Origin of the sequence: Natrarchaeobius chitinivorans (assembly GCF_003841505.1) — an archaeon.
GTDB classification, from domain to species: Archaea; Halobacteriota; Halobacteria; order Halobacteriales; family Natrialbaceae; genus Natrarchaeobius; species Natrarchaeobius chitinivorans.
Map to the genome: position 1 here is coordinate 54,825 of NZ_REGA01000012.1, position 21,906 is coordinate 76,730.

Here is a 21,906-nt window from a genome sequence, read left to right on the forward strand (position 1 = left end):
AGCCGTTATCTAAATACAGCTGCCTTTCTTCACAAATACCAGTAGTTATATTATTGTGTAGTACAAACGTCACGATGGAAGCTGCCCGCCGAAAATGCGTAGCAGGGGCGTGCACGCGAAAACGCCCCGGGTGTTGCACCACCCGAGGCGGGTGGCTTCCAAGCTCACACCTGGTTGCCATGCTTTCGTTACCGCTACCGAGACAAAAAGCTCTCGCACGACGGTCACGTATCGCGTTCGAACAGCGGCCGCTTCGATCGGAGCGCCCGTTCGTCCGGAGCCACGGCGAACGACGCCGCCCGAATCGCCGCCGCCCACGCCTCGAGGGGCGATCCCGATGAGTTCCGGTCGCGAAGCCGCCGACGCGGGACGCGTCGAGGCTCCGCCCGACCCCGTCTGCGATCGCTGCGGCGATCCGATTCCGGCCGAACGGGTGATTTTCCTCTCGAGTGAGCCCTGTGCCGCGCTTGCCGACCGGTACGATCCGGTCACGGCGACGTACTGTCCCGACTGCATCGCCGGCATCGGTATGCTCGCGCTCGGAGCCGAGACTCGAGCGCCCGCATCGATGGAAGCGGAGTGACGGCCCCTCGAGCGACCGACTGATCAGTTGTTGGGGGAAGTTGCGGTCGGAAGCGTAAACGAGAACGTCGACCCCCGTTCAGATTCGGATTCGACCCAGATCTCCCCGCCGTGTCGGTCGACGATCCGGTCGCACAGCGCGAGACCGATCCCCGTCCCGGGGTGTTCGTCCCGGCTGTGCAACCGGTTGAAGATCTCGAATATTTCGTCCTGTTTCTCCGGCTCGATACCGATTCCGCTGTCGCGGACCGAGACGACCGACTCGGACCCGTTTCTCTCCGCGGAGACGTGGATCCGGGGCGGATCGTCGGTGTACTCGAGCGCGTTACTCACCACGTTCAGAAGCAGCTGGTACAGCTGGTCCTCGTCGCCTTCGACGTGGGAGAGGTCGTCCACGGTGACTTCGGCGTCGGCCTCGTCGATCCGCACCTGCAGGTCGGTGACGACGTCCGCCGCGACGTCGTCCAGATCGACCGCGGCAAACGACTGCCCCTCCGAATCGATTCGCGAGTAGACGAGCAGGCTCTCGACCATCTCGTGCATCCGGTCGGCACCGTCGACGGCGAACTCGAGGAACTCCTGGTTCTCCTCCGAGAGGTCGTCCGACCGTTTTTCGATGAGCCGCAGGTACGCCGACACCATCCGAAGCGGCTCCTGGAGGTCGTGTGAGGCCGCGTACGCGAACTGCTCGAGGCGCTGGTTCGACTCCTCGAGGCGTGCGATCGTGTTTTCGACTTCCCGTTTGCTCGTCTCCGTTCGTCCCTCGCGTATCCCCAACCAGAATCCCGCGAGTGAACTGAAGGCGGGTAGAATCGTAAACGCCCTGTCAGGGTTGGTGATTCCGCCCTCCACGATGAAATCGTACACGATCAGGAACAGTACCATAGAGACGAACCCGCCGAGGGTCCACTTCGTCACCGTCGAGTGAAAGTCGGGGTGGATGTCGGTTTTCGGGAGACGATAGCCGCCGTAGACCAGCACCACGCCCGGGATGGTGACGAAGACCGAGACGAAAACCGCACTCGACAGGGGCGTACCCAGGTCGACCCGGAGGTATCCCCGTATCAACGCAGCCGTGATGAACACGGTCCCGAGGAGGATGATGATACGTCTCCCTCCGACTCGTTCGATGAGACGCCCCTCAAAATTCATTGGTAGGTATGACGCGACCTCGAACTTGTACCTTTTCATCAACCACGAGTCATTATGTGAAAATAGACGAGGGCAGTCCGATTCCGGTTCACATTCGGCGTGCTCCTGTTCACATTCGGCATGCTCCTGCCACCCTCGACGCGTTCCCCGTGAGCGCCCGGCGGGCGGGATTGCGGTGGGTGACGGATCACACCGAACAGGCACCGTCGTCGAGTTCGTCGTGCACGGCCTCTCCGGCTACACGTACTCTCTGGCACAACTCCCGAGAGAAAGACCGAGTCTCTCCGCGACGACTTCGCTCTACTCGTGCGTTCGAACCACTGCCTGGACGACGTCCGTCGCCCGCTTGACCGCCGCGCCGGACTCGAGCAATACGCTCGTCCGCGACGTCTCACCCTCGTTCGACCGAACGCGCAGGTCGACGTCCGCGGCCGCCTCGGCCGCGACGGCCGGTTCGACCGAAAACTCGAGTCTGGCGTGATCCTCGTGGACGAAGACGCGGGCGATCCGTTCGTCAGATCCGGACGGTGTGCCTCGAGTGACGTCGTACGCGCGAGCGCCGCCGGCCGTCGGCTCGACGTCCCGGTCGGCGTTCGCCACCGCGACCGACTCGAGTTCGCCGTCGTCGCGGCCTTCGAGTTCGGACGCGAGCAACTGGGCGATCCGTTTGCCGTCGGTGATCCGTTTTTCGACCATGAGGGCCGTCGGACCGGCAGGGATTAACCAGCTTCGTCTGCGGCCAGCGCGTCTTTCGCGACCGGGACGAGTTCGCTGACGTCGATTCCCTCTCGTCGGGCGTACACCACGGCGGCGGCTTCGATCGTCACCTCGAGTTCGCTCTGCAGAGCGTTGATCGCACCCACCGCCTCGTGTTTTTCCATCCCCTCGGCGACGAGGTCGCCGAGGACGCGCTCGAAGGCGGATCGCTCGCGGAGCAGGTCCTCGTCGGGGACGAACTCCTCGGGGACGGTTATCTCGCCCGGGTCGAACGCGGCGACGAGTTCGTCGCCCTCGTGTTCGAGTAACCCTTCGCCGGCGGCGACGTCGATCAGTCGCTTCGATTGATCGGGGGAAAACCAGTCGCGCTCGAGCGAGAGGGAGACGACGAACTCGCTCTCCTCGAGTCGTGACGTGCCGTTCTGGATGAACGGTGCGGCGACCGCGACGCGAAGGCTCATCGACGACGACTCTCTCGACACACGAGAAAACGATGACGGTTCACGGTGGTCGACCTCGCTCGTACACTCAATCGGACGCGCGCCCGCTCCCGCCGTTGCGGTCGGCCCGGGACGGCGGCGGGAACTCCGTCGCCGTGTGTTCGATCGGGTCCGGAAGCACGCAGCGGTCGGGCTCGCTGTTGACGTGTTCGTAGCGGTCAGGCGTGTTCGCGAGCGGGTGTGCCGGGTTCTGATCGCTGTCGATTCGGGCGGCACGGACGGCACCGAACCCGCTGAGACGGGCCTGAATGCCTCGCCAGTGGTAGCCGGTCGCCGCCGGGACCGACAGCGGTCGCGGCGATTTTCCCTCCGGATGGTTCGTCGCGAGAACGGCGTTGTTGACGTTGCTCGCGAGCGCGTCGTGGTCGACGAGGACGCCGACACTCACGTCTCGAGGAGCCCGTGCCGCGAGGACGTCGAGCCCCAGATGCAACGCCCGATACTCGGCGACGTTGTTGTCCGGGGGCGTATCCGCCGTCGCGATTCGGGCGACGCGAGTCCCATCGCGCGTCTCGATGACGGCACCCAGCCCACCACCGGACGTCCGGAACGACCCGTCGGTCGCGACGTAGAAGTCTCGGTGGTGGGTTCGCGGGGGATGGGCGATGTGAGGGGTGGGCGACTCGTCGAACAGGTCCCGCAGTGCGGGCCGGCCGTGAGCGGCCATAGTAGCGTGTAAGTTCCTACTCCACTTAACTATTCTGTCTGCGTTAACATCAACCACGGCATCAGTCTGTGCTTTCGGTCGCTGCCCACCGCAACACAGTCAGTCGGCGGGAGGTACCACTCTCAGCGCCGGATCGGTACCGTTTCACACCCCCGGCGAGTGGTCATCGCATGGACGACGATATCTCGCTCGACGGACGGACGTTCGTCGGCGTCGAAAACAGCGATAGCGGGGACGTCGGGTCGGACACCCGGTTTCGCTACGAACAGGACGGAAACCGCGTCTACGCGAACTACGCTGGCGACGGAATCGTCGACGGACATCTGGTCGGGACGTTCGACGGCGAACGACTGGACATCCGGTACGCCCAGCTAACCGAAGACGGCGAAACGGCGACCGGACACTCCGTCGGCCGGGTCGAACGCCTCGAGGACGGCCGACTCAGGATCGAAGACGAGTGGGAGTGGGAGTCCAAACCCGGATCTGGTGTGTCAGTACTCGAGGAGATCCACGACTGAGACGGATTTCTGTCCCGATATATCCGCGCAACCGCCGCCCGGGTCGCAGGTGTGCGGGAACCGCCGACAGCAGGATGTCAGTGCCGACCAGCAGGATATCAGTGCCAACCAGCAGGATGTCAGTGGTGAGCCGTGCCGTCTTCGCCGTCGATTCCGGCGTCCGTGATCCGGAACGTGGTAGACTCCCCGACCGGTTTCGATCGGTGTTTCTCGAGGGTTGCCCGTCGGTTGCCACCCCGAAAGCGCTCGAGGCGAACGACGACGCCGGTCCAGTGTTCTAAGGTGTTCCCGCCGAGCGCTCGAGTTCGATCGGAGTCGGGATCGGCGAACACCTGGTTCGTGAGGACGACCGCGAGGTCGTGTTTGCGAGCCAGCGAGAGGAGATGGGTCACCTGCCGGGCGACGCGGCGCAGCGATTCACCGCCGTCGTCGTCTTCGGTTCGCTCGAGGCGGTAAAATCCGGTCGCACTGTCGAGAACGACCAGATCCGCCCGTTCGGCGAACTCCTCGACGTCCCTGACGGCCTCTGCTTGCTCCTCGAAATCCAGCGCGTCCTCGACGACGATCCGGGAGGCGACCGACTGGACGGTCTCGTCTTCGTCGCCTCCCGTTCGATCCGGATCGGCCTCGAGTTCGCCGGTCACACCCGCGGTCTTCGATGGGGTGGCATCGACTCGAGCCGACAGCAGTTGCTCGAAGCGATCGATCGAGATCCCCTCCGTATCGATGTAGACGACGGTCCCGCCGTCTGCAGCGGTTTCGACCGCGGCCGAAAGCACCACGTTGGTCTTGCCCGCGGCCGGCGGTCCGTACACCTGCGTGACGGTTCCGCGCTCGAATCCCCCGCCGAGTAACTCGTCGACCGGGTCACAGCCGGTCGAAATCGGCTCGTCGTTCACGGGTTCCGTTCGGATCGTTCGCGCAAAAACCCCCCGGAACGCGTCTGCCCCGTGTGCCGCGGAATCCGAGCGAAGACGAGCAGACCGAAACATCCGAGGGAAGACGAGCAGATCGGAACTTCCGGCTCGAAGACGAGTAGACCGCCGACCGCCCCGGGCGGTCGAACACGTTTATTCGCTCTCGAGACGAACGCCGATACGTGATCGTCGTCGCCACGTCGGATTTCGAGGTGTACCACGGCGTCGTCAACGAGCTGCGCGACCGCGGTGCGACGTTTACGACCGTCGAACCCGACGAGGAGCTACCGGAGCGAGCGACCGTCGTCGTGACGGACGGGAGTCACGCCGACGCCTTCGGCGGGGTACCGACGATCGTCGCCGACCCCGACGACCCCCGTCGAGGCGTCGATCGAGCGTTGTCGTCGGTCAGAGGCGACGCCGGTCGAACGGTCATCGGCGTCGATCCGGGGCGCAAGCCAGGTATCGCCGTACTCAACGTTGGAACGGTCGTCGCAGTCTTTCAGGTTCCGCTCGCCGACGCCGTCGGCGTCATCGAACGCGAGGTGAGAGAGGCGACCGACCCCGTCGTCCGAATCGGCGACGGCTCGCGGCTCCAGAGCGCGACGCTCGTCAACGACCTCGAGGACGTCCGCGTCGAACTCGTCGACGAAACCGGAACGACGCCGTATCTCGGGACCGGCGCACGCGGAATGGAGGACGTCCTCGCCGCGGTGAACATCGCCCGCCTCGAGGGCGAAGTCGTCGAGAGCCGGGAGATCGAACCGACGAAGGGAGAACTCCAGCTCATCAAGGATCGATCGCGCGAACGCAGCGACGAGAACCGGGCGATCGACGAACTACTGGCGCGTCGGGTCGCCGCCGGGGAGCTAACGGTCGACGAAGCGCTCGCCGAACACCGGGGGCGTGAGGACGGTGACGATCGACGTGACGAACCCGACGGCGCGGACGGGTCGTGAGCTACCGCGTCGCCGTCAGCCAGATCTCTCGAGCGATCGGTCGGTTTATCGCCCACCATCCCGCTGCGCCGCCGACGCAACCGACGAACGCCAGCCAGCCGTCGGTCGTTCCCCCCGTCACGAGGAGCGCGCCGGTGCCGAGAACCGTCGCCAGTCCGAACGCCCGGATCGGCTCCTCCCCGACCAGATGCTCCGCGAGCAACAGGTAGCCGACGCCGAAGCCGACCGAGGCGAGCACGTCGACGAGGTAGTGGACGCCGAGAGCGAGCCGCGAGAACCCGACGAGTCCGATCACGCCGACTGCGACGAGGAGTCGAAGGCGAGTTGTCCCCCGGTCGCTCCAGCGGACGAGCGAGAGCCAGAGCACCGTCGCCGCCATGGTGTGCCCGCTCGGAAATCCGCCGCTCTCTCGAGGGACGGCCTGCAGCGACGACGGCGGTCTCGAGAAGCCAAACGCCGTCTTCAGGGCGAGCGTGAGCGCGAGTCCGCCGAGGACGATTCCGAGAAGCATTGCCGTTTCACTCGAGAGCGCGCGGTCGGAATCGCGGTGCATCGACCGGGTGACTTCGACGGCGACGACGACGCCGAGGACGCCGACGGCAACCAGTTCGTCGCCGAGCAACGCGGTCGTCTCGAACACCGGGACGATCCACTCGGGGAGGATCGATCGTATCAGCTCCGTGACGCCGACGTCTCGGTTCATACTGGCAACGCGGGGCGACTCGAGGTCGTAATCGTCGGCTCGAGTCGAGTCGTCGGTTCGCTACACCGGCCCGGTAGTTAACTCTTGAGCGAATTCGTCACTGCCCGTTCCATCTCAAGCAGGGCCTCTATTTATGCTGTGGTCGTACTGGCGGCGACGAGCGGGTACGGTCGACTCGACGGCCGCCACGGAACCCACAAACCGGCGGGCGGCCGGCCACGCAATCCGCAAGCTGCCGGACGGTCGGCCACGGAATCCACAATCCGGCGGGTGGCCGTGAAAAACCCGCGAACAGGGACAGCCGAGGTATACGCTCGTCCCGACAGACATCGAACCAACCGACATCCATGGCCCCAGCAATCGTCCACTTTCTCGTCGGTGCGTCGCTCGTCGTCCTGCTGGCGATGCCACTGGCGCTGCGGGACGGTCACCACGGTCGTCACCTGTGGCTCGTCGCGATCGGCGGTCTGTGGGGGCTCTTTCCCGACGTTCACTACGTGACGCCGGTTCTCGAAAGCGAACTGACCGCGCTGCACGACTCCCAGTGGGCCAACCTGTTCGCGTTTCACTACGCGCTCGACCAGCCTCCCATCGCGACGCGACCGCTCGAGGCCACCGCGGCGTCGATTTTGCTCTTTCTCGTGGCGATCGGCATATTCACGGGCGCGAGTGTCGTGACCGGGCGGATACGCTCGAGCGCCGACCGACGAGCACCCGTTCCGACGGCGACGCGAATCGTCGCCACGGGCTACGCGATCGCCGTCGCCGGGATCGTGGCTGGTGTCGCCGCAGGCCTCGTGTTCATCTCGGTCGATGGGATCGAACCGATGTCGACGCTGGTCGGTGCCGAGAGCGCTCGCGTCGGCTGGCTGGTCCTGTTTGCGCTCTGTCTCGCTGGGAGCGCTGCGTTTGCCGCCCTCGTTTTCGCCGTCACCGCCGTCACCGGATCGCGTCCCCTCCCCTCGAGTCTCCTCTCGGGATTGCTGTTCGGAACCGTCGTCTGGGTCGGCGCGACGGTCGCGGTTCCGATCTGGATGCACGTCGTCCTGGGCGATGCCCGGCCGATTCCGTACGTTCACCGGACGGGGCTGGTGGCGCTCGGGACAGTCGTCGTCCTCCTCGCCATCGTTTACCCGCTCGGCTATCGGATGGCAGCCGGATCGACAGTCGGATGAGAATCGCGATAGAAGGTGGTTCGGGTTCTGACCGCGGAATCGCCACTGACCGACAGTCGACTGTCTTCTCCCGACGGACGTTCAGGCCAGCAGGTCTGTTCACTCCGGATGAAAAAAATATAACACATTGGTTGGGGACGTGTGACACGAATGGGTGCCTTGCAGTGAGAATCGTATGAGCGACTCGAGTCTATCACCCGGTCGAACGCAAAGCCACGTGAACGCCCCTCGAGCCGTGATCCACAAGAAGATCCTCGACGCCGCAGAATCACGGCCGGAGGTGTCGATGGAAGAACTCGCGGAGACGGTCAGCGGCGCAACCACCGAAATGGTCGAAAACGTCCTCGACGAGTACGGCGATCCGGCAGAGTCGGGGGACGACTCCAGTGGGGAGAACCCGGAGGTCAATTCCAGTAGCGAGAGCCCGGACGACGCCATGGAAGCAGACCAGCCAACCCTGGCAACCACCGACTCGACGGACGAACCGACGTCTGCGACAGACGACTCGACTGACGAACAGACACCAGCAACTGGCGATTCGACGGACGAACAGCCGTCCGGACCTCGGTCCAGGCCGACGCTCGAGCCGGACGACGTCACGGAAAAACAACTGGAAACGCTCAGGGAGATTCGCGAGTATCCGACCGCAACGCAAGCGAAACTCGCCGAAAACCTCGGCGTCACCAGTGCGACGATCAGTCAGCGGGTAAACGGAATCGACGGGTTCGACTGGTCGAACCGACAGCAACTCGTCGCAGAACTGTTCGACCTCGAGGGGAGTTTCGATGGCGAAGACGCCCCCACCGAGGGCGGCGATTCGGACGCAGAACTCGCCGGCGAGGCAGTTCGCGATGGAGGCGAAGCCGATGAATCGGAGGCACGAATACGGCGACAGAAAGCGTCACCGACCGATTCGGATCCACCAGCCCCCACCGATTCAGATGGTGCCCCGGGACGAGAAGGCGAACGCGGAGACGAAACTGCCGATTTCAGCGAGATCGAAACCCAGATCGACGAGTCGCTGGCTGGACTGTCCGAACAGATCACACAGCTCAGCCACCGTCTCGAGACGCTGGAAGCGACCGTGACGGACAACACCTCGAGGGGAGCCGGTATTCCGTCCGACCCCGAACTGGTCCACAAGATGCTTCACGCGTGTCTCACGTCCGAGCAGATCACCGAGGACGAAGAGTTGCGAATCGTCGAAGAGATGCTGGCGACCGACGTCGAACCGACGTAGCTTCGACTGGCCGTCTCGCGTCCCGATCCGGCGGCTCGAGCGAAAAACCGACGACGGTTACTGAACGTTTCTGATCAGCAGTAGCCACTAAACGGCCATGCGGGTCCGATCGCACGAGGTGAGCGCGACTCGAGCGAGTGAACCGAGCGTGAACCGTGGAATGGTGAACGGCGACCGACGGCAGCCGTAGCGAACCGACGTGAGCGAGAACCGCCCCAACCCGAACGGAAACCGAGTGATCCGTGGGTGAGATTGTCTGGAGGGTATGTAACTCCGTTCAGTTGGGACGATACTAGTATCCTCGCTCTAGTACCCTCGCCGCACGATTTCGCTCGTCGATTCAGGGTTGGAACGGCTCAGGTTTGAAACGTCACTAGAGCCGTCGCTAGTACCGTTCCAAACGTCGGCTGGCAGGTCAAATCGACCCGCACAACAGGAGTTGACCCACCAGTTCAGGTTGGAACGCCACTAGTACCCCAGCAGAGCCCTAGTACTCCTTCGAAGTGGACAGCAGCCGAGAAAGCCGACGTTTCGCCAGTTTTCCGGCGTTCGAGCGCTCTCTCCTGCGTGCCGGCCACCGACCGGAGTTCGAGGGGGAGTCAAAAAGGGGCGGGATTAGCTCGCCGTTGAGGTGAAAATCCGTGAGTTTCGAGGGAGTAACGACGGAATCACCCGCTGAACGAACAGTATCGGGGGATCCGGTGTGGAGTCACGTCCGGCGGCTCGAGTCGGTATGACGATGGTCCGACTCGCGTATCGAGTGGGTGTGCCGGCGGGATCGAACCCGGGATGGTAACCTGAAACTACGGGGACCAGCTATTTACCCGGGTTTGGAGTGGTGGTCGCACATGCAAGCAGTCGTTCTGGCGGCAGGAAAGGGGACTCGCCTCCAGCCGCTCACCGATGACAAACCGAAAGCCCTCGTCGAAGTCGACGGCCAGCCGATCGTCGAAGACGTCTTCGACAACTTGCTCGAGATCGGGGTCTCGGAACTGATCGTCGTCGTCGGCCACCTCAAAGAGCAGATCATCGACCGCTACGGCGATAGCTACGAGGACGTACCGATCACGTACGCACACCAGCGCGAACAACTGGGACTGGCTCACGCCATCCGGCAGGTCGAACACCTCGTCGACGACGACTTCGCACTGATGCTCGGGGACAACGTCTTTCGGGCGAACCTGGCGGACGTCGTCAACCGCCAGCGCGAGGACCGGGCCGACGCCGCCTTCCTCGTCGAACAGGTTCCCTACGAGGAGGCCTCGCGCTACGGCGTCCTCGATACGAACGAGTACGGCGAGATCGTCGAAGTAGTCGAAAAGCCGGACGAGCCGCCGTCGAACCTCGTGATGACCGGCTTCTATACCTTTACGCCGGCGATCTTCCACGCCTGCCAGCTGGTTCAACAGAGCGACCGCGGCGAGTACGAACTCCCGGACGCGATCGACCTGCTGATCCAGTCCGGGCGAACCATCGACGCCATCCGGATGGAAGGGTGGCGCGTCGACGTCGGCTATCCCGAGGATCGCGATCGGGCCGAAGAGCGTCTCGGAGGGAAACCCGGGCAGTTCGTCGAGGCGAGCACCGAGACGGAACAGACCGCGGAAGGAGGGACGGACTAACCGCCATGACACACGCTCTCGTCACCGGCGGTGCGGGGTTCATCGGCTCGCACGTCGCGGCCGGACTCCTCGAGCGGGGACATACGGTCACCGTGCTCGACGTGTTAGATCCCTACTACGATCTTCGGATCAAAGAGCAAAACCTCGAGCGCTGTCGCGAAATCGGCGGCGATCGCTTCCGGTTCGTCGAGGGATCGGTCACCGACGAGGAACTCGTTCGCTCGCTGCTCTCGTCTCACGACGTCGAGATCGTCTACCACCAGGCCGCCCAGGCGGGCGTTCGAACGAGCGTCGAAAATCCGAAAAAACCCCACCGGATCAACACGACGGGGTTGCTGACGCTGTTGATGGCGGCCGACGAGTTCGGCGTCCGTCGGTTCGTCAACGCCTCGTCGTCGTCGGTGTACGGCGAAGTCGAGTACCTCCCCTACGACGAAGACCACCAGACCGTTCCACAGAGCCCCTACGGCGTCACCAAACTCGCCGGCGAACACTACTGTCGGCTCTGGGACGAGATCTACGACCTCCCGACCGTCTCGCTTCGGTACTTCACCGTCTACGGGCCGCGGATGCGGCCGAACATGGCGATCACGAACTTCACCTCGCGGTGTGTAAACGGCGACCCGCCGGTAATCTACGGCGACGGAAAACAGACGCGGGATTTCACCTACATCGACGACGTCGTCGACGCCAACCTCACGCTGCTCGACACCGACGACTGCGACGGCGAGGTCGTCAACGTCGGCTCGACGCGGACGATAACGATCGAAGAACTCGCGACCCACGTGATCGACGAGACGGGCGCGGACGTCGGCCTCGAGTACGCCGACCCGAAAGAAGCCGACGCGCGACACACCCACGCCGACGTGTCGAAAGCCTGTGATCTGATCGATTACGAGCCGTCGACCGGCATCCGCGAGGGCGTCTCGCAGTTCGTCGACTGGTACCGCGACAACCGCGACTGGTACGAGCCGATGGTTCTCGAGTCACAGACAGTTCGGTCGTCGGCGTAACGACACCGAACCACAGTTTCGATCATCGATGGCCGACGAACCGACCCCCGCAGACGTCGCCGACGCATCGATCGCGTTTCGAGACGAGTACGACGACGGACGAGAGGCCCTCGAGTCGATCCTCGCCGTCGACGCCGACCACGATACGTGGACGTTCGAGGACGTTCCGCTCGATTCGGGCACGTTCGGCGAACTCGTCTCGCGCGGGATCGTGACGAACGTCGACGGCGAGTACCGCGTCTCGAGCCGAACGGGGGTTCGGGCGGGACTCGACGGAACCGAGCTTTCAGACGGTCCCTCGAGGCCGTCGATCTCGCTCTCGAGTCCGGTTTCGATCGACGTCCGCGCGGTCGGGGCGTTGCTCGCGTCGCTCGCACTCCTGTTCGGGATGCGGGTGCTGAACTACCGGTCGGTGATGCGCGGCGATCACGTCGTCTCGCCGGCGAACGACCCGTACTACTACCGGTACTGGATGGAGGAACTGCTCGCGGAGTCGGACGGCGTTACGGACGCGAGCGTCCTCGCCAGCATGCCCGACGGGACGCAGATACGGCCGCTCACCCACGCGACGAACTGGTTTTTCGCCGAGTTGCTCGGAGGCGACGCAGCGGCGGCAGATCTGGTCGCGGCGTGGCTCCCCGTCGTCGCGACGCTCGCGCTCGGCGTCGTCGTCTACTGGCTCGCCGTCGTCCTCACCGACGACGTCCGCGTCGGCGTCGCGTCCGTGGTCTTCCTCGCGCTCACCCCCGCACACGCCGTCTACACGGGGATCGGCTTCCTCGAGCACCGGGCCCATCAGTACCTCTGGCTCGGCGTGACGATGCTGGCGCTCGCCTGGCTCGCTGTCGACCTCGAGCGCCGACGAGCGCGCCACATTTCGACGCTGGCGACGGAGGGCGTCTCGGCTCGGTCGGCGGACCGCGTTTCGACCGACTCGTCGAAGATCGCTCGCGGTCACCTCCTGACCCCGTGGACCTGGATCGCCGCCGCGGCGTTCGGCGTGGCGCTCGCGTTCTTCGTCCACGCCTGGGGCGGCTCCGTGCTGTTACTCATTCCGGTCGCGGCGTACGTCGGGCTGAAGGTCGCACTCGACGTGCGCGCCGGACTGTCTCCCGTTCCGGCGAACCTTCCCGTGCTCGTCGGACTCGGCCTCGGCTCGGCACTCGCGGCGGGGCTGCACCTTCGTCTCGGGTGGCACGAATCGTTCGTCGCCGCCGTTCCCGCACTCGTCGTCGCCGGCGCGGTGGCCGTGACGGCACTCGGCGCGCTGTGGCATCGCCTCGAGTGGCCGGCCGGCGGGCTCGTCGGCCTCCAGGTGATCCTCGCCGGCGGCGGACTCTACGGCTTTCGCCAGGTGCGCCCAGTGGAGTGGAGTCGGCTGCTCGAGCGGGCGGACGACCTGTTCTTCCGAGAGAGCGCCGTCGAGACGAAGTCACTGTTCGCGGCGGAGAACGCGGTCATCTTCGAGCCGATCATCCAGATGGGGCTGAGCTTCTACCTCGGGCTGTTGGTCCTCGGCTGGGCCTGCTGGCGCGCGCTCCGAGGGTACCGGCCGGGCTGGTTGCTGGTGTCGACGGTCGCACTCTTCTGGCTCGCGCTGGCGACGGTCCAGGGCCGGTTCGCGGGACAGCTTTCCGTTCCGCTGTCCGTACTCAGCGGCCTGGGCTTCGTCTACTTGCTCGGCCGGCTCGAGCTCGCCCGGCTTCCCGCCCAGTTTCGGTCGGACGGCGACGACGTCAGGAAGCGACGGTTTGCCGATGAGCGTAGTACCGCGACCGACGGGGGCGGACGCGCCACCGCGACGACCGAGAGCGAACGCGGACCCAGCATCGTCTTTCCCCGGAGTCCGCGGACGATCGTCGCCCTGTTCTGGATCGCGCTGTTGATCTGCGGGATGGGCCTGATCTATGCCCCCTCGTTGAGCGCACAGACTGCCCACGACGACGCCCAGTTCGACGCCGCGATGGCCATCGACGAACACGCCACGGAGGCGGATCGGGAGTACCCGGCGAACTTCGTCCTGAGCTCGTGGGGGGACAACCGAATGTACAACTACTTCGTCAGCGGCGAGTCGGCGAGCTACTCGTACGCGAGGGCGACGTTCGACGAGTTCCGGACCGACGGCGATCCCGACGGCTGGTACGAGGAGTTCGACGGCGAGGTCGGCTACGTGGTCCTGACCGACGCGGCCGGCGACGAGGACAGCGCACAGGCGCAACTCCACGGCGATCTCGGCGCGGGCGGCGACGAAACCGAGCCCCTCGAGCACTACCAGCTGCTCCACCGCGGCGACGGCGTGACGGCGTTCGCCGTCGTGCCCGGCGCGACGATCGAGACGTCCGGCGACCCCGGCGAGACGGTGACCGTCGCGACGGACGTGACCGTCTCGGGCGAGCAACTCGCGTACGAGCGGGACGCGACCGTCGACGACGACGGCACGCTCGCGGTGACGGTTCCCTACCCCGGCGAGTACGAGGTCGGCGATCGGACCGTCGAGGTGACGCCGGAGGCCGTCGAAACCGGTTCGAGCGTCGAACTCGAGTGATGGCTCTCGATAGCGCTAGCGGTGGACCGCGTCGATCGTCCGTCGGTAGCTCATACTACCGGCTGTAAGTCATTCTAGATTCTCGCCGCTCCGGGGTGGCGAGAATCTTGACACAGTTACAGCCGGCAGTATCACTCTCCCCGAAGATCGTCGCTTCACCACCCCTCCGGCCGGTGGCCGTCGAACGCGTCGCCCGGGTGCCGTCCGCAGTGTAGTTCGGTGATTGCAGGGCTGTGGAATCCGATCAGCCGGTAATGACGTCGAACGCCGAATAATTCCTGGTTTAGACGGGAATACGCCGTGATTTAACCCGCGAAACGAAACGCAATCCTCCGTAGTAAACGCGAACGCTGCCATCGCATGCGGTTCACGTCTCACTCCCTGAAACGGAGCATATCGTTACCGTGCGTCCGATCGCGGGTTTCCGCCGAACCCGGTTACCGATGGTCATACGGTTTCGACGACTGAATAAGCAATTGTTCCGCACTGATAAACTTACGAGGGGGAAACCCTCTCGAGAAAACATCAAATGCGTTATACGATCGGTGGAAGTGACAAGCGATGAATGTTGACTGGGTGGCGGTATCGGACGGTGAGTACGCTCGGCGTCATCGGTCTAGCCGTCGGTGCCGTCGCGGTGGCGAACCACCCCACCGCCCAGCTGTTGTTTACGAGCCACGTGCCGCTGTTCGATCGCCTCGAGGCAACCGTCCTCTCCGGTCGGTCGCTGTACCTGGCGCTCGTGCTGACGGTCATCGCCGTCTCGTGTAGCCTGGTTCCGCTCTACAAGCCACAGCCGCGGCGCGTCCTCGACACCGTCGTGCTCGCCCAGAAGCGCGTCCTCGTCGCCGGCCTCGCGCTCGCCACGCTCGGCTACTTCAAGTGGTCCCACCGGCTGCCCCGGGCGACGCTCGTGATGACGTTCGGACTCCTGGGAATCGCCGTTCCGCTCTGGTTCGTCTGGATCCGAAGACGCCCGTCCGAGGGCTCTGACCGGACGCTCGTCGTCGGCGACGACCTCGAACAGATCGAACGCATCTCGCCGGCGGTTTCGGTCCCCGTGCTGGGCTACCTCTGTCCGTCCGTCGTGAGCGTCTACGGCGAACCCACGTCCGCCGAAACCGCAGCCGACGGCGGTGTCACCGTCGGCGACGGCGGCGAGCGGGACCGACTCGAGACCCTGAACCGACTCGGCGGCCTCTCTCGACTCGAGAACGTCCTCCGCGAGTACGACGTCGACACCGTCGTGCTCGCGTTCCGCCACGCCGACCGCGCGGAGTTCTTCGGCGCGCTCGACACCTGCCACGACCACGGCGTGTCCGTGAAGATCCACCGCGAGTACGCCGACAGCGTACTCGTCTCCGAAGGCGACGTCGGCGAGGTCGTCGACGTCGACCTCGAGCCGTGGGATCCGCTCGATCACCTCTACAAGCGCGTCTTCGACGTCGCGTTCGCGACCGTGGGGCTCGTAACGTTCGCCCCGCTGTTCGCCGTGATCGCGCTCGCGATCAAACTCGACAGTCCCGGTCCGGTGCTGTACAGTCAGGACCGAACCGCCGGCTTCGGGGACACGTTCCCCGTCTACAAGTTCCGAACCATGATCCCGGAGGGCGAGTCGGCCACGCCCTCCGAGGACGAGGAGAACGACCGGATTACGCGCGTGGGGCGGGTGCTGCGTCGGACGCACCTCGACGAGTTGCCCCAACTGTGGTCGATCCTGGCGGGCAACATGAGCGTCGTCGGCCCGCGAGCCGCCTGGACCGAAGAGGAGGTCCTCCTCGAGGAAGACGCACCGGCGTGGCGAAAGCGCTGGTTCGTCAAACCCGGACTGACCGGGCTGGCCCAGGTGAACGACGCGTCCAGTACCGATCCCGAAACGAAACTGCGCTACGACCTCGAGTACATCCGACGCCAGTCGTTCTGGCTCGACCTGAAGATCGTCGTGCAACAGGTGTGGGGCGTGCTCGAGGACGTGCTCGAGATGCTCGACCGATGAATTCGATCGATAGCACGCAGGCGAACGTGTTCACTCCGTTACCGGGTAGCTGGTGGGGCCGCTCGATGGTTTCGTCGCGGGCGTTCAGCTTCCGACGGACAGACGGACGAAACGACGCCGACTTCAACGAGGCTCGATACGGATGACAGCGAACCTGCCTCGCTTCTCCGTACTGATGTCCGTCTATCACGACGAAACGGCCGACCACGTCCGGGTAGCGCTCGAAAGCGTGTTCGACCAGACGACACCGCCGGACGAGGTCCTGATCGTCGAGGACGGACCGTTATCGCCCGATCTCGAGGCGCTGATCTCGACGTTCGAAACGCGGTATCCGGAGACGGTACGAACGATCTCGCTGCCGACGAACCGCGGACTGGGCGTCGCGCTTCGCACGGGCGTCGAGGCGTGCTCGAACGAGCTGATCGCTCGAATGGATGCGGACGACGTCGCCGTCGAAACTCGTTTCCAGGACCAGTTAGCGTACCTCTCCGACAATCCCGAGGTCGACGTCCTCGGCGGATACGTGATGGAGTTCGACAGCAATCCCAACGAATCGGGACGCGTTCGGGACGTGCCTAGCGACGCCGAACAGGTTCGGTCCGTCGCTCGTTTCCGGTGTCCTGTGAACCACCCGACCGTGATGTTCCGTCGAGAGGCGGTGCTCGAGGTCGGAAACTACCGATCGTTTCGCTCGATGCAGGACTACGAACTCTGGATGCGCATGCTGTCCGAGGGGTACACGATTGAGAACCTTCCCACCGTTCTGGTGAAATGCCGGACGGGGAACGATCTGTTCGACAGGCGGGGCGGGCTGGGATATGCTCGGACCGAGTTTCGGATTCAACGGGAGTTCCTGGAACGCGGTTCGGTTTCGCCCCTCGTGTTCCTGCTCAACGTAGCGATTCGAACACCCCTCCGATTGACGCCCAACGCGGTTCGTAAGCGGGTTTACCAGGCGTTCTTACGGAGCTAAACCGCCGCTCTCTACGACGACTCTCACAGCACTCCCCGTTGAACCTACTCCGTCTCGATCAGCTCGAGATACTGCGACACGATGGTTTCTACGCTAAAGTCCCGAGCGTGTTCACGAAGCAGTTCTGGAGCGGGCGGATCGGATACGGTTTCCAGCATCGCGTCCGCCATCCGAGACGCGTCCCCTACGGGAACCAGTGGCCCGTACGTCCCGTCCTCGAGAATCGTCACGGGACCGCTTCCACAGTTCGTTGCGACGACCGGCGTCCCACACGACATGGCTTCGACCAGCACGTTTCCGAACCCCTCGGACCGAGACGAAAGCACGAACAGATCGGCCGCCTTCATGTAGGGGTACGGATCGTCGACGAATCCGTACAGACATACTCGGTCCTCGAGAGACAGTTCCCGCGACTGTGCTTCCAACTCGTCCCGTAACTTTCCGTCACCCAAAACGATCAGATATCCGCCGACGGTCTCTCGAACCTCGTCGAACGCTCGGAGTAGCGTCGAGAAATCCTTTTCAGGCGTGTACCTCCCGGCAGCGACGATCACCGGTTCGTCGGAGCCGAACCATCGATGCGGAGGCTCGTCATCGCTGTCTGCCGATGCAAGCTCTACCGGATTGTGGATAACCGAAAGATCCTCCCGAGGAACGTTCGCCCACGACGCAACGTCGCGAGCGACGGAACTCGAGGCGGCGACGATTTCGTCGGCTTGCCGGTAAAAAACCCTCCCGAGTAGAAAATCGCCTTTGAACGCGACGCTCTTCCACGGTCGATCATCTCGAACCGAGTGTTCAGTCGCGATTACTTTCGGCTGATATCTGGCCAGTCTAGCGGCTAGTATCGTCAACGCATTTTCGACGGTCATCACGGAGATCACTGCCGATGGCTGTCTTTCGTTCAGATACCGGACGATAGCGGGAAGACTCCACCGTACCCTCGAAGCGTTGAGCGTCTCGAGGGTAACGTCCGAAGAAACGTGGGGTTCCAACTCGAGGTCGTCTCTGAGTACGACTAAATCGGTCTCGTGTCCACGGTCGGCTAACCCGTTAGCGAGGTTAACAGCGACTCTTTCAGCGCCGCCGATGGTTAAGGTGCCTACCAGAACAGCTATATTACTCATAGCTATATTTGACCTGCTAATTGTGGCGATTCAAGCACGTCGATATAGTATAATACTTGCTGCCTAGCTACTTCCAGCTTATCACGCAGATGCCAATTAGATTTCTACGTTGTCGAGAAACATCATGGAGTATCCTAACACGCTGTTATTCCAGAAATATCGTCGCAACTCTTTTATCCAGCTTTGTTGTGACGATGTTCCGTGAGTTCGTTCCAGCAGAATAGGCGAATAGCTGATCGACATCTCGAGTCGTTGCTCCGAGGCTTAGTCATACTCGCAATTATTTCAGCTTTTGTCGAAGGCCCGATGGTCGAGTTTGGATATATAGGTCTCTTCCTTTTTGATTTAATAATACTGTTTCTTGCTTGTACACTCTTACTGTATTTACCAGCGATTGATGAACTAAGTCTACCTTCCGACCGGCTCTTTTTACACCTTACGACAATATACTTACTCTTAGTGGTTACACTCCCATTTTTAGGAATCATTGTTTATGGACACCCCCTTGAGTACGTCGTTGGCGATATTCGATGGCTTCAAGTGTATTTGGTTGGGGTAATTGCGTTAACAGTATACTCAAAACACAGGCTTTGTTTCAAATCCGATGTTGTTTATGTGTTTAAATGGGTAGTCGGAATATATTTTTCCATTTTCCTATTTCAGCTTTCATTGTTTCTTGAATTATACGATACATCTCCTTTATTGGAGTTTTGGTTTCTAAATCAATCAACATACGGTGAGTTAGGATATCATATCGGACGTTTTTCTGGAGCAGGCTCTTCTCCATCGCTAATCGGACTTGTTGCATTAATTGGCATCTTATTATTTTTCCATACATATTTTGAAAACAGAGAAAATATTACATTCGGATTGTTGTCTCTCGTATTATTGATAGCATCTGGACAACGGACCGCTTTTGTAGCCACCGTTATACTTATAACAGTACTGTTCACTTTCCACACTAATGCACTAGATGTTGCGTTAAATCCAAAGGCTGCGGTACCAAGTATTGGTGGTATTTCTGCAGGGTTCCTAATTGCATATAGGTTAAATATTGGCCGGTTGCAAAGCGATAGTCGATTTGATGAATTGCTAGTGGTCATTCTTAACCCACATAAATTACCCCAAGTGTCTGGACGTGGTCCCCGGTGGGAAGCTGCTATTAGTGATATGAGTGTATACTATCCCATTGGCACGCTAGCTAACCCTGCACATGTATTAGACACAAAAACTATAGATTCATATTATGTAATTGCTTTCACACAAGGTCACTTCCTATTGCTATTAGTGTTCCTTTCGTTTATCATAGTGGCCTGGCGAACAATTGTGAAATACCGTTATCAGGGTCGCCAATATGCTATTTTTGCTATTATATTCTTTGGTCCCGTAACAATTCTGTCCTCTATGCAGAACTTTTTAACTTCAATAACTGGGAAAATGACACTTGTATTAGCAATAACCTTCATGACCATGATGTGTCATAAGAGCATAGGAAACAAAGAGATTAATCACTAATTGTAACAATGATCTGATTGGCAAGTCCAAGAAAGCATCGCAGATGGAGGCAAACACCTTCTATTCCATGTGACATATCAAAAGGATTGGGAATGGCACGTCATACGGACATACTCGCATTAGAAAGCAGACAAAACGATGAGCAATCCAGCCTACGACACTCTCAGCTTGAACGAGGAGTATTTTGATGACGGGACGGTTCCAATTATACGTACATACAGCGGGGGTCAACCTACTAAACCCCACCTTTTTGTAATAAAGTATTTGACGAAACAGAGTCGTCGGATGAAACGGGTCTCGTCCGCCTTCTGGGCCACCTCAATTGCCGGGTCCAATTCCACGTTCGACAGATGCTCAACGACCGCAAACCAACGTGCTCCCACCATCACGAAGAATACGCTGGCTACGTATCCATCCGGTACCCTAATCACTCGGCGGTGATCACTTTTTCGCTCGATTCGAGGAGTACGTAACCGCCGAACACGCTAAACATTTCATTCTTGAATCATGAAAAGAGTTCGAAGGTGATTTACTCATTGTGCTGGATGGAGCGCCGTATTTTCAGCGTCGGCCGTCACGCACCTAGCGGCCCGTGACGACCTCGCATTCATCACGTTATCGGCAACTCGCCAGAGCTGAATTCTGTCAAGGAGTGCTGGATACAGCTCCAATCCGCTCTCAGCAACAGCTTCCTTGAGCCACTAGACGATCTTACAACGGGATTGTTACAGCTCTTGACCAGCTTTCTATACCTGAAGTGAGTAACTACTTCTAATGTTTGCTATAGATTGACCGATCTAAGCGCTACGACTCAAGAATCTAACTGCTAATATTGGAGAACGAAACCAGCTGATTACCGCATGGGTCGGGTAAATTTAAGAGGCCTCTTTGTGGGATAACTGTCTGCCTACTCTGTTTGTTTGGTCACAACTCAGTAAGTGGAATTCTCAACCAATGAGCTTGTGAAGCACTGATTGTCGCGCATTCCAGAGGGCGTAAATTTATTAGTCACTCTCATCACCATTCTTAGTACACAGATATTTGACAAGGGATTTGATCAAGGTTTTATTACCAGCGTAAATATTGTCTATTGTAACCGATTAGGACGAAGATTCCATTTTAACAGAACTAGTCATTCATGTACAACTATCAGCATCTGTCTTTTATACAATGAAGGCTACTCGCCTAGATCAAGTTTTTGATGAAGACAGTAGACAAATACATTCAAACTATTCACATATCGGCCATATGTATACCGGTGCATTCTCAGAGTACTATTATAAACGATTTGACCAAGCGTTAAGATGTTCTAACGTGGACGGGTCTGATCGAGTTCTTATTGTAGGTGGAGGGACAGGCGTCTTTGCACTCACACTTGTTGATCTCGTCGATGAGCTCGTATTTAATGACCTCGCTCGAGAGGATCCCCTCTTCGCAACTGTCCGATCGATATTCGATTTGGCTTCTGTCGATGACGAAAACCTGAGATACGTTGCTGCGGACGTGGAAGATCTTCCCTTCAAATCAAATACTTTTGACGTGGTGTTTGCGTTGGACGTGCTTGAACACGTGCCCGACGAGAATAGCGGAATCAAGGAGATCTATAGAGTGACGAAAGATGGCGGTAGTACCATAATCTCTGCCCCAATCGAAATTGGCCCTGCTATGGCCGTACGCGAGGGATACAGATTTATTGACGGCAGAAGGCACAATGTCGAATCGATATCTGAGTTTTTTGAGTCACTAATTGGAAACCCTCCACTTGAAAAAAATCAGCATCATCGAGGGTACGATTATAGACAGACCACTGCTCTACTTCGAAGCTATTTTTCCGATGTTTTCGTTGAGTACTGTCCTTATCCCAATCTCCGTTGGCTAAATCCCACTGCAATTATTTCTGCCGAACTAGACCCATAGTCTCGAGAATTTCGCCGATGACACAAGACCCCATGAGACGGATGTTGTTCGTCGTACTCAGCCTGCTG

Annotated in this window: 19 protein-coding genes and 1 pseudogene; 13 read left to right on the top strand and 7 right to left on the bottom strand. The window is 60.7% G+C overall.

Going from position 1 to position 21,906, the window contains the following annotated elements:
* The first annotated feature begins 337 nt into the window (after positions 1-337).
* Complete coding sequence (locus EA473_RS13675) at positions 338-583, top strand: hypothetical protein (protein WP_124196219.1); 246 nt, start codon at positions 338-340, stop codon at positions 581-583.
* Positions 584-606: 23 nt separating this feature from the next.
* Here EA473_RS13675 and EA473_RS13680 read toward each other — a convergent pair whose 3' ends face one another.
* The 4 genes from EA473_RS13680 to EA473_RS13695 form a co-directional block, all read right to left on the bottom strand.
* A complete protein-coding gene (locus EA473_RS13680) occupies positions 607-1,734 on the bottom strand; it encodes an ATP-binding protein (RefSeq protein WP_124196220.1) in 1,128 nt (375 codons plus the stop codon).
* 300 nt (positions 1,735-2,034) lie between these two features.
* Positions 2,035-2,430 carry a hypothetical protein gene (locus EA473_RS13685; protein ID WP_124196221.1) on the bottom strand — a complete coding sequence of 132 codons (396 nt, stop codon included), beginning with the start codon at positions 2,428-2,430 and terminating at the stop codon, positions 2,035-2,037.
* A 23-nt stretch (positions 2,431-2,453) separates the two neighbouring features.
* Positions 2,454-2,912 carry a DUF2240 family protein gene (locus EA473_RS13690; RefSeq protein WP_124196222.1) on the bottom strand — a complete coding sequence of 153 codons (459 nt, stop codon included), beginning with the start codon at positions 2,910-2,912 and terminating at the stop codon, positions 2,454-2,456.
* A gap of 67 nt (positions 2,913-2,979) precedes the next feature.
* The gene (locus tag EA473_RS13695) at positions 2,980-3,618 is read right to left on the bottom strand and encodes a reverse transcriptase-like protein (protein ID WP_124196223.1); all 639 of its coding nucleotides are present in this window, start codon (positions 3,616-3,618) and stop codon (positions 2,980-2,982) included.
* 170 nt (positions 3,619-3,788) lie between these two features.
* Here EA473_RS13695 and EA473_RS13700 point away from each other — a divergent pair, with 170 nt between their 5' ends.
* A complete protein-coding gene (locus EA473_RS13700; RefSeq protein ID WP_124196224.1) occupies positions 3,789-4,136 on the top strand; it encodes a hypothetical protein in 348 nt (115 codons plus the stop codon).
* Between the two features lie 119 nt (positions 4,137-4,255).
* Here the strand turns inward: EA473_RS13700 and EA473_RS13705 are convergent, their stop codons facing one another.
* Positions 4,256-5,035, bottom strand: coding sequence for an AAA family ATPase (locus EA473_RS13705; RefSeq protein ID WP_124196225.1), 780 nt, complete (start codon positions 5,033-5,035; stop codon positions 4,256-4,258).
* Between the two features lie 200 nt (positions 5,036-5,235).
* On the opposite strand from EA473_RS13705, the gene EA473_RS13710 reads away from it, so the two are divergent.
* On the top strand, positions 5,236-6,012 hold the full coding sequence (locus EA473_RS13710; RefSeq protein ID WP_124196226.1) for a hypothetical protein: 777 nt from the start codon (positions 5,236-5,238) through the stop codon (positions 6,010-6,012).
* A 1-nt stretch (position 6,013) separates the two neighbouring features.
* On the opposite strand, the gene EA473_RS13715 is transcribed toward EA473_RS13710, so the two are convergent.
* The gene (locus tag EA473_RS13715) at positions 6,014-6,715 is read right to left on the bottom strand and encodes a phosphatase PAP2 family protein (protein WP_124196227.1); all 702 of its coding nucleotides are present in this window, start codon (positions 6,713-6,715) and stop codon (positions 6,014-6,016) included.
* Positions 6,716-7,062: 347 nt separating this feature from the next.
* Between EA473_RS13715 and EA473_RS13720 the strand changes: the two genes are divergently transcribed.
* From EA473_RS13720 to EA473_RS13750, 7 genes are all read left to right on the top strand, one after another.
* On the top strand, positions 7,063-7,890 hold the full coding sequence (locus EA473_RS13720) for a hypothetical protein (protein ID WP_124196228.1): 828 nt from the start codon (positions 7,063-7,065) through the stop codon (positions 7,888-7,890).
* Positions 7,891-8,065: 175 nt separating this feature from the next.
* On the top strand, positions 8,066-9,130 hold the full coding sequence (locus EA473_RS13725) for a winged helix-turn-helix transcriptional regulator (RefSeq protein ID WP_124196229.1): 1,065 nt from the start codon (positions 8,066-8,068) through the stop codon (positions 9,128-9,130).
* An 848-nt stretch (positions 9,131-9,978) separates the two neighbouring features.
* Entirely contained in the window at positions 9,979-10,752 is a 774-nt protein-coding gene (gene aglF / locus EA473_RS13730; protein ID WP_124196230.1) for a UTP--glucose-1-phosphate uridylyltransferase AglF, read from the top strand.
* Positions 10,753-10,757: 5 nt separating this feature from the next.
* Positions 10,758-11,765, top strand: coding sequence for an SDR family oxidoreductase (locus EA473_RS13735; protein ID WP_124196231.1), 1,008 nt, complete (start codon positions 10,758-10,760; stop codon positions 11,763-11,765).
* Between the two features lie 28 nt (positions 11,766-11,793).
* Entirely contained in the window at positions 11,794-14,310 is a 2,517-nt protein-coding gene (locus EA473_RS13740) for an MFS transporter (protein ID WP_124196232.1), read from the top strand.
* Positions 14,311-14,875: 565 nt separating this feature from the next.
* Positions 14,876-16,306, top strand: coding sequence for a sugar transferase (locus EA473_RS13745; RefSeq protein ID WP_124196233.1), 1,431 nt, complete (start codon positions 14,876-14,878; stop codon positions 16,304-16,306).
* Positions 16,307-16,448: 142 nt separating this feature from the next.
* Positions 16,449-17,279: a glycosyltransferase gene (locus tag EA473_RS13750; protein ID WP_124196234.1), complete on the top strand. Its 831-nt coding sequence runs from the start codon at positions 16,449-16,451 to the stop codon at positions 17,277-17,279.
* 44 nt (positions 17,280-17,323) lie between these two features.
* On the opposite strand, the gene EA473_RS13755 is transcribed toward EA473_RS13750, so the two are convergent.
* A complete protein-coding gene (locus tag EA473_RS13755; RefSeq protein WP_124196235.1) occupies positions 17,324-18,406 on the bottom strand; it encodes a glycosyltransferase in 1,083 nt (360 codons plus the stop codon).
* A gap of 201 nt (positions 18,407-18,607) precedes the next feature.
* Here EA473_RS13755 and EA473_RS13760 point away from each other — a divergent pair, with 201 nt between their 5' ends.
* From EA473_RS13760 to EA473_RS13770, 3 genes and pseudogenes are all read left to right on the top strand, one after another.
* The gene (locus EA473_RS13760; RefSeq protein WP_124196236.1) at positions 18,608-19,921 is read left to right on the top strand and encodes a hypothetical protein; all 1,314 of its coding nucleotides are present in this window, start codon (positions 18,608-18,610) and stop codon (positions 19,919-19,921) included.
* A gap of 436 nt (positions 19,922-20,357) precedes the next feature.
* Positions 20,358-20,696 (top strand): annotated as a pseudogene (locus tag EA473_RS13765) (transposase); the annotation flags it as partial.
* Between the two features lie 395 nt (positions 20,697-21,091).
* The gene (locus EA473_RS13770) at positions 21,092-21,838 is read left to right on the top strand and encodes a class I SAM-dependent methyltransferase (protein ID WP_124196237.1); all 747 of its coding nucleotides are present in this window, start codon (positions 21,092-21,094) and stop codon (positions 21,836-21,838) included.
* The last annotated feature ends 68 nt before the right edge of the window (positions 21,839-21,906 follow it).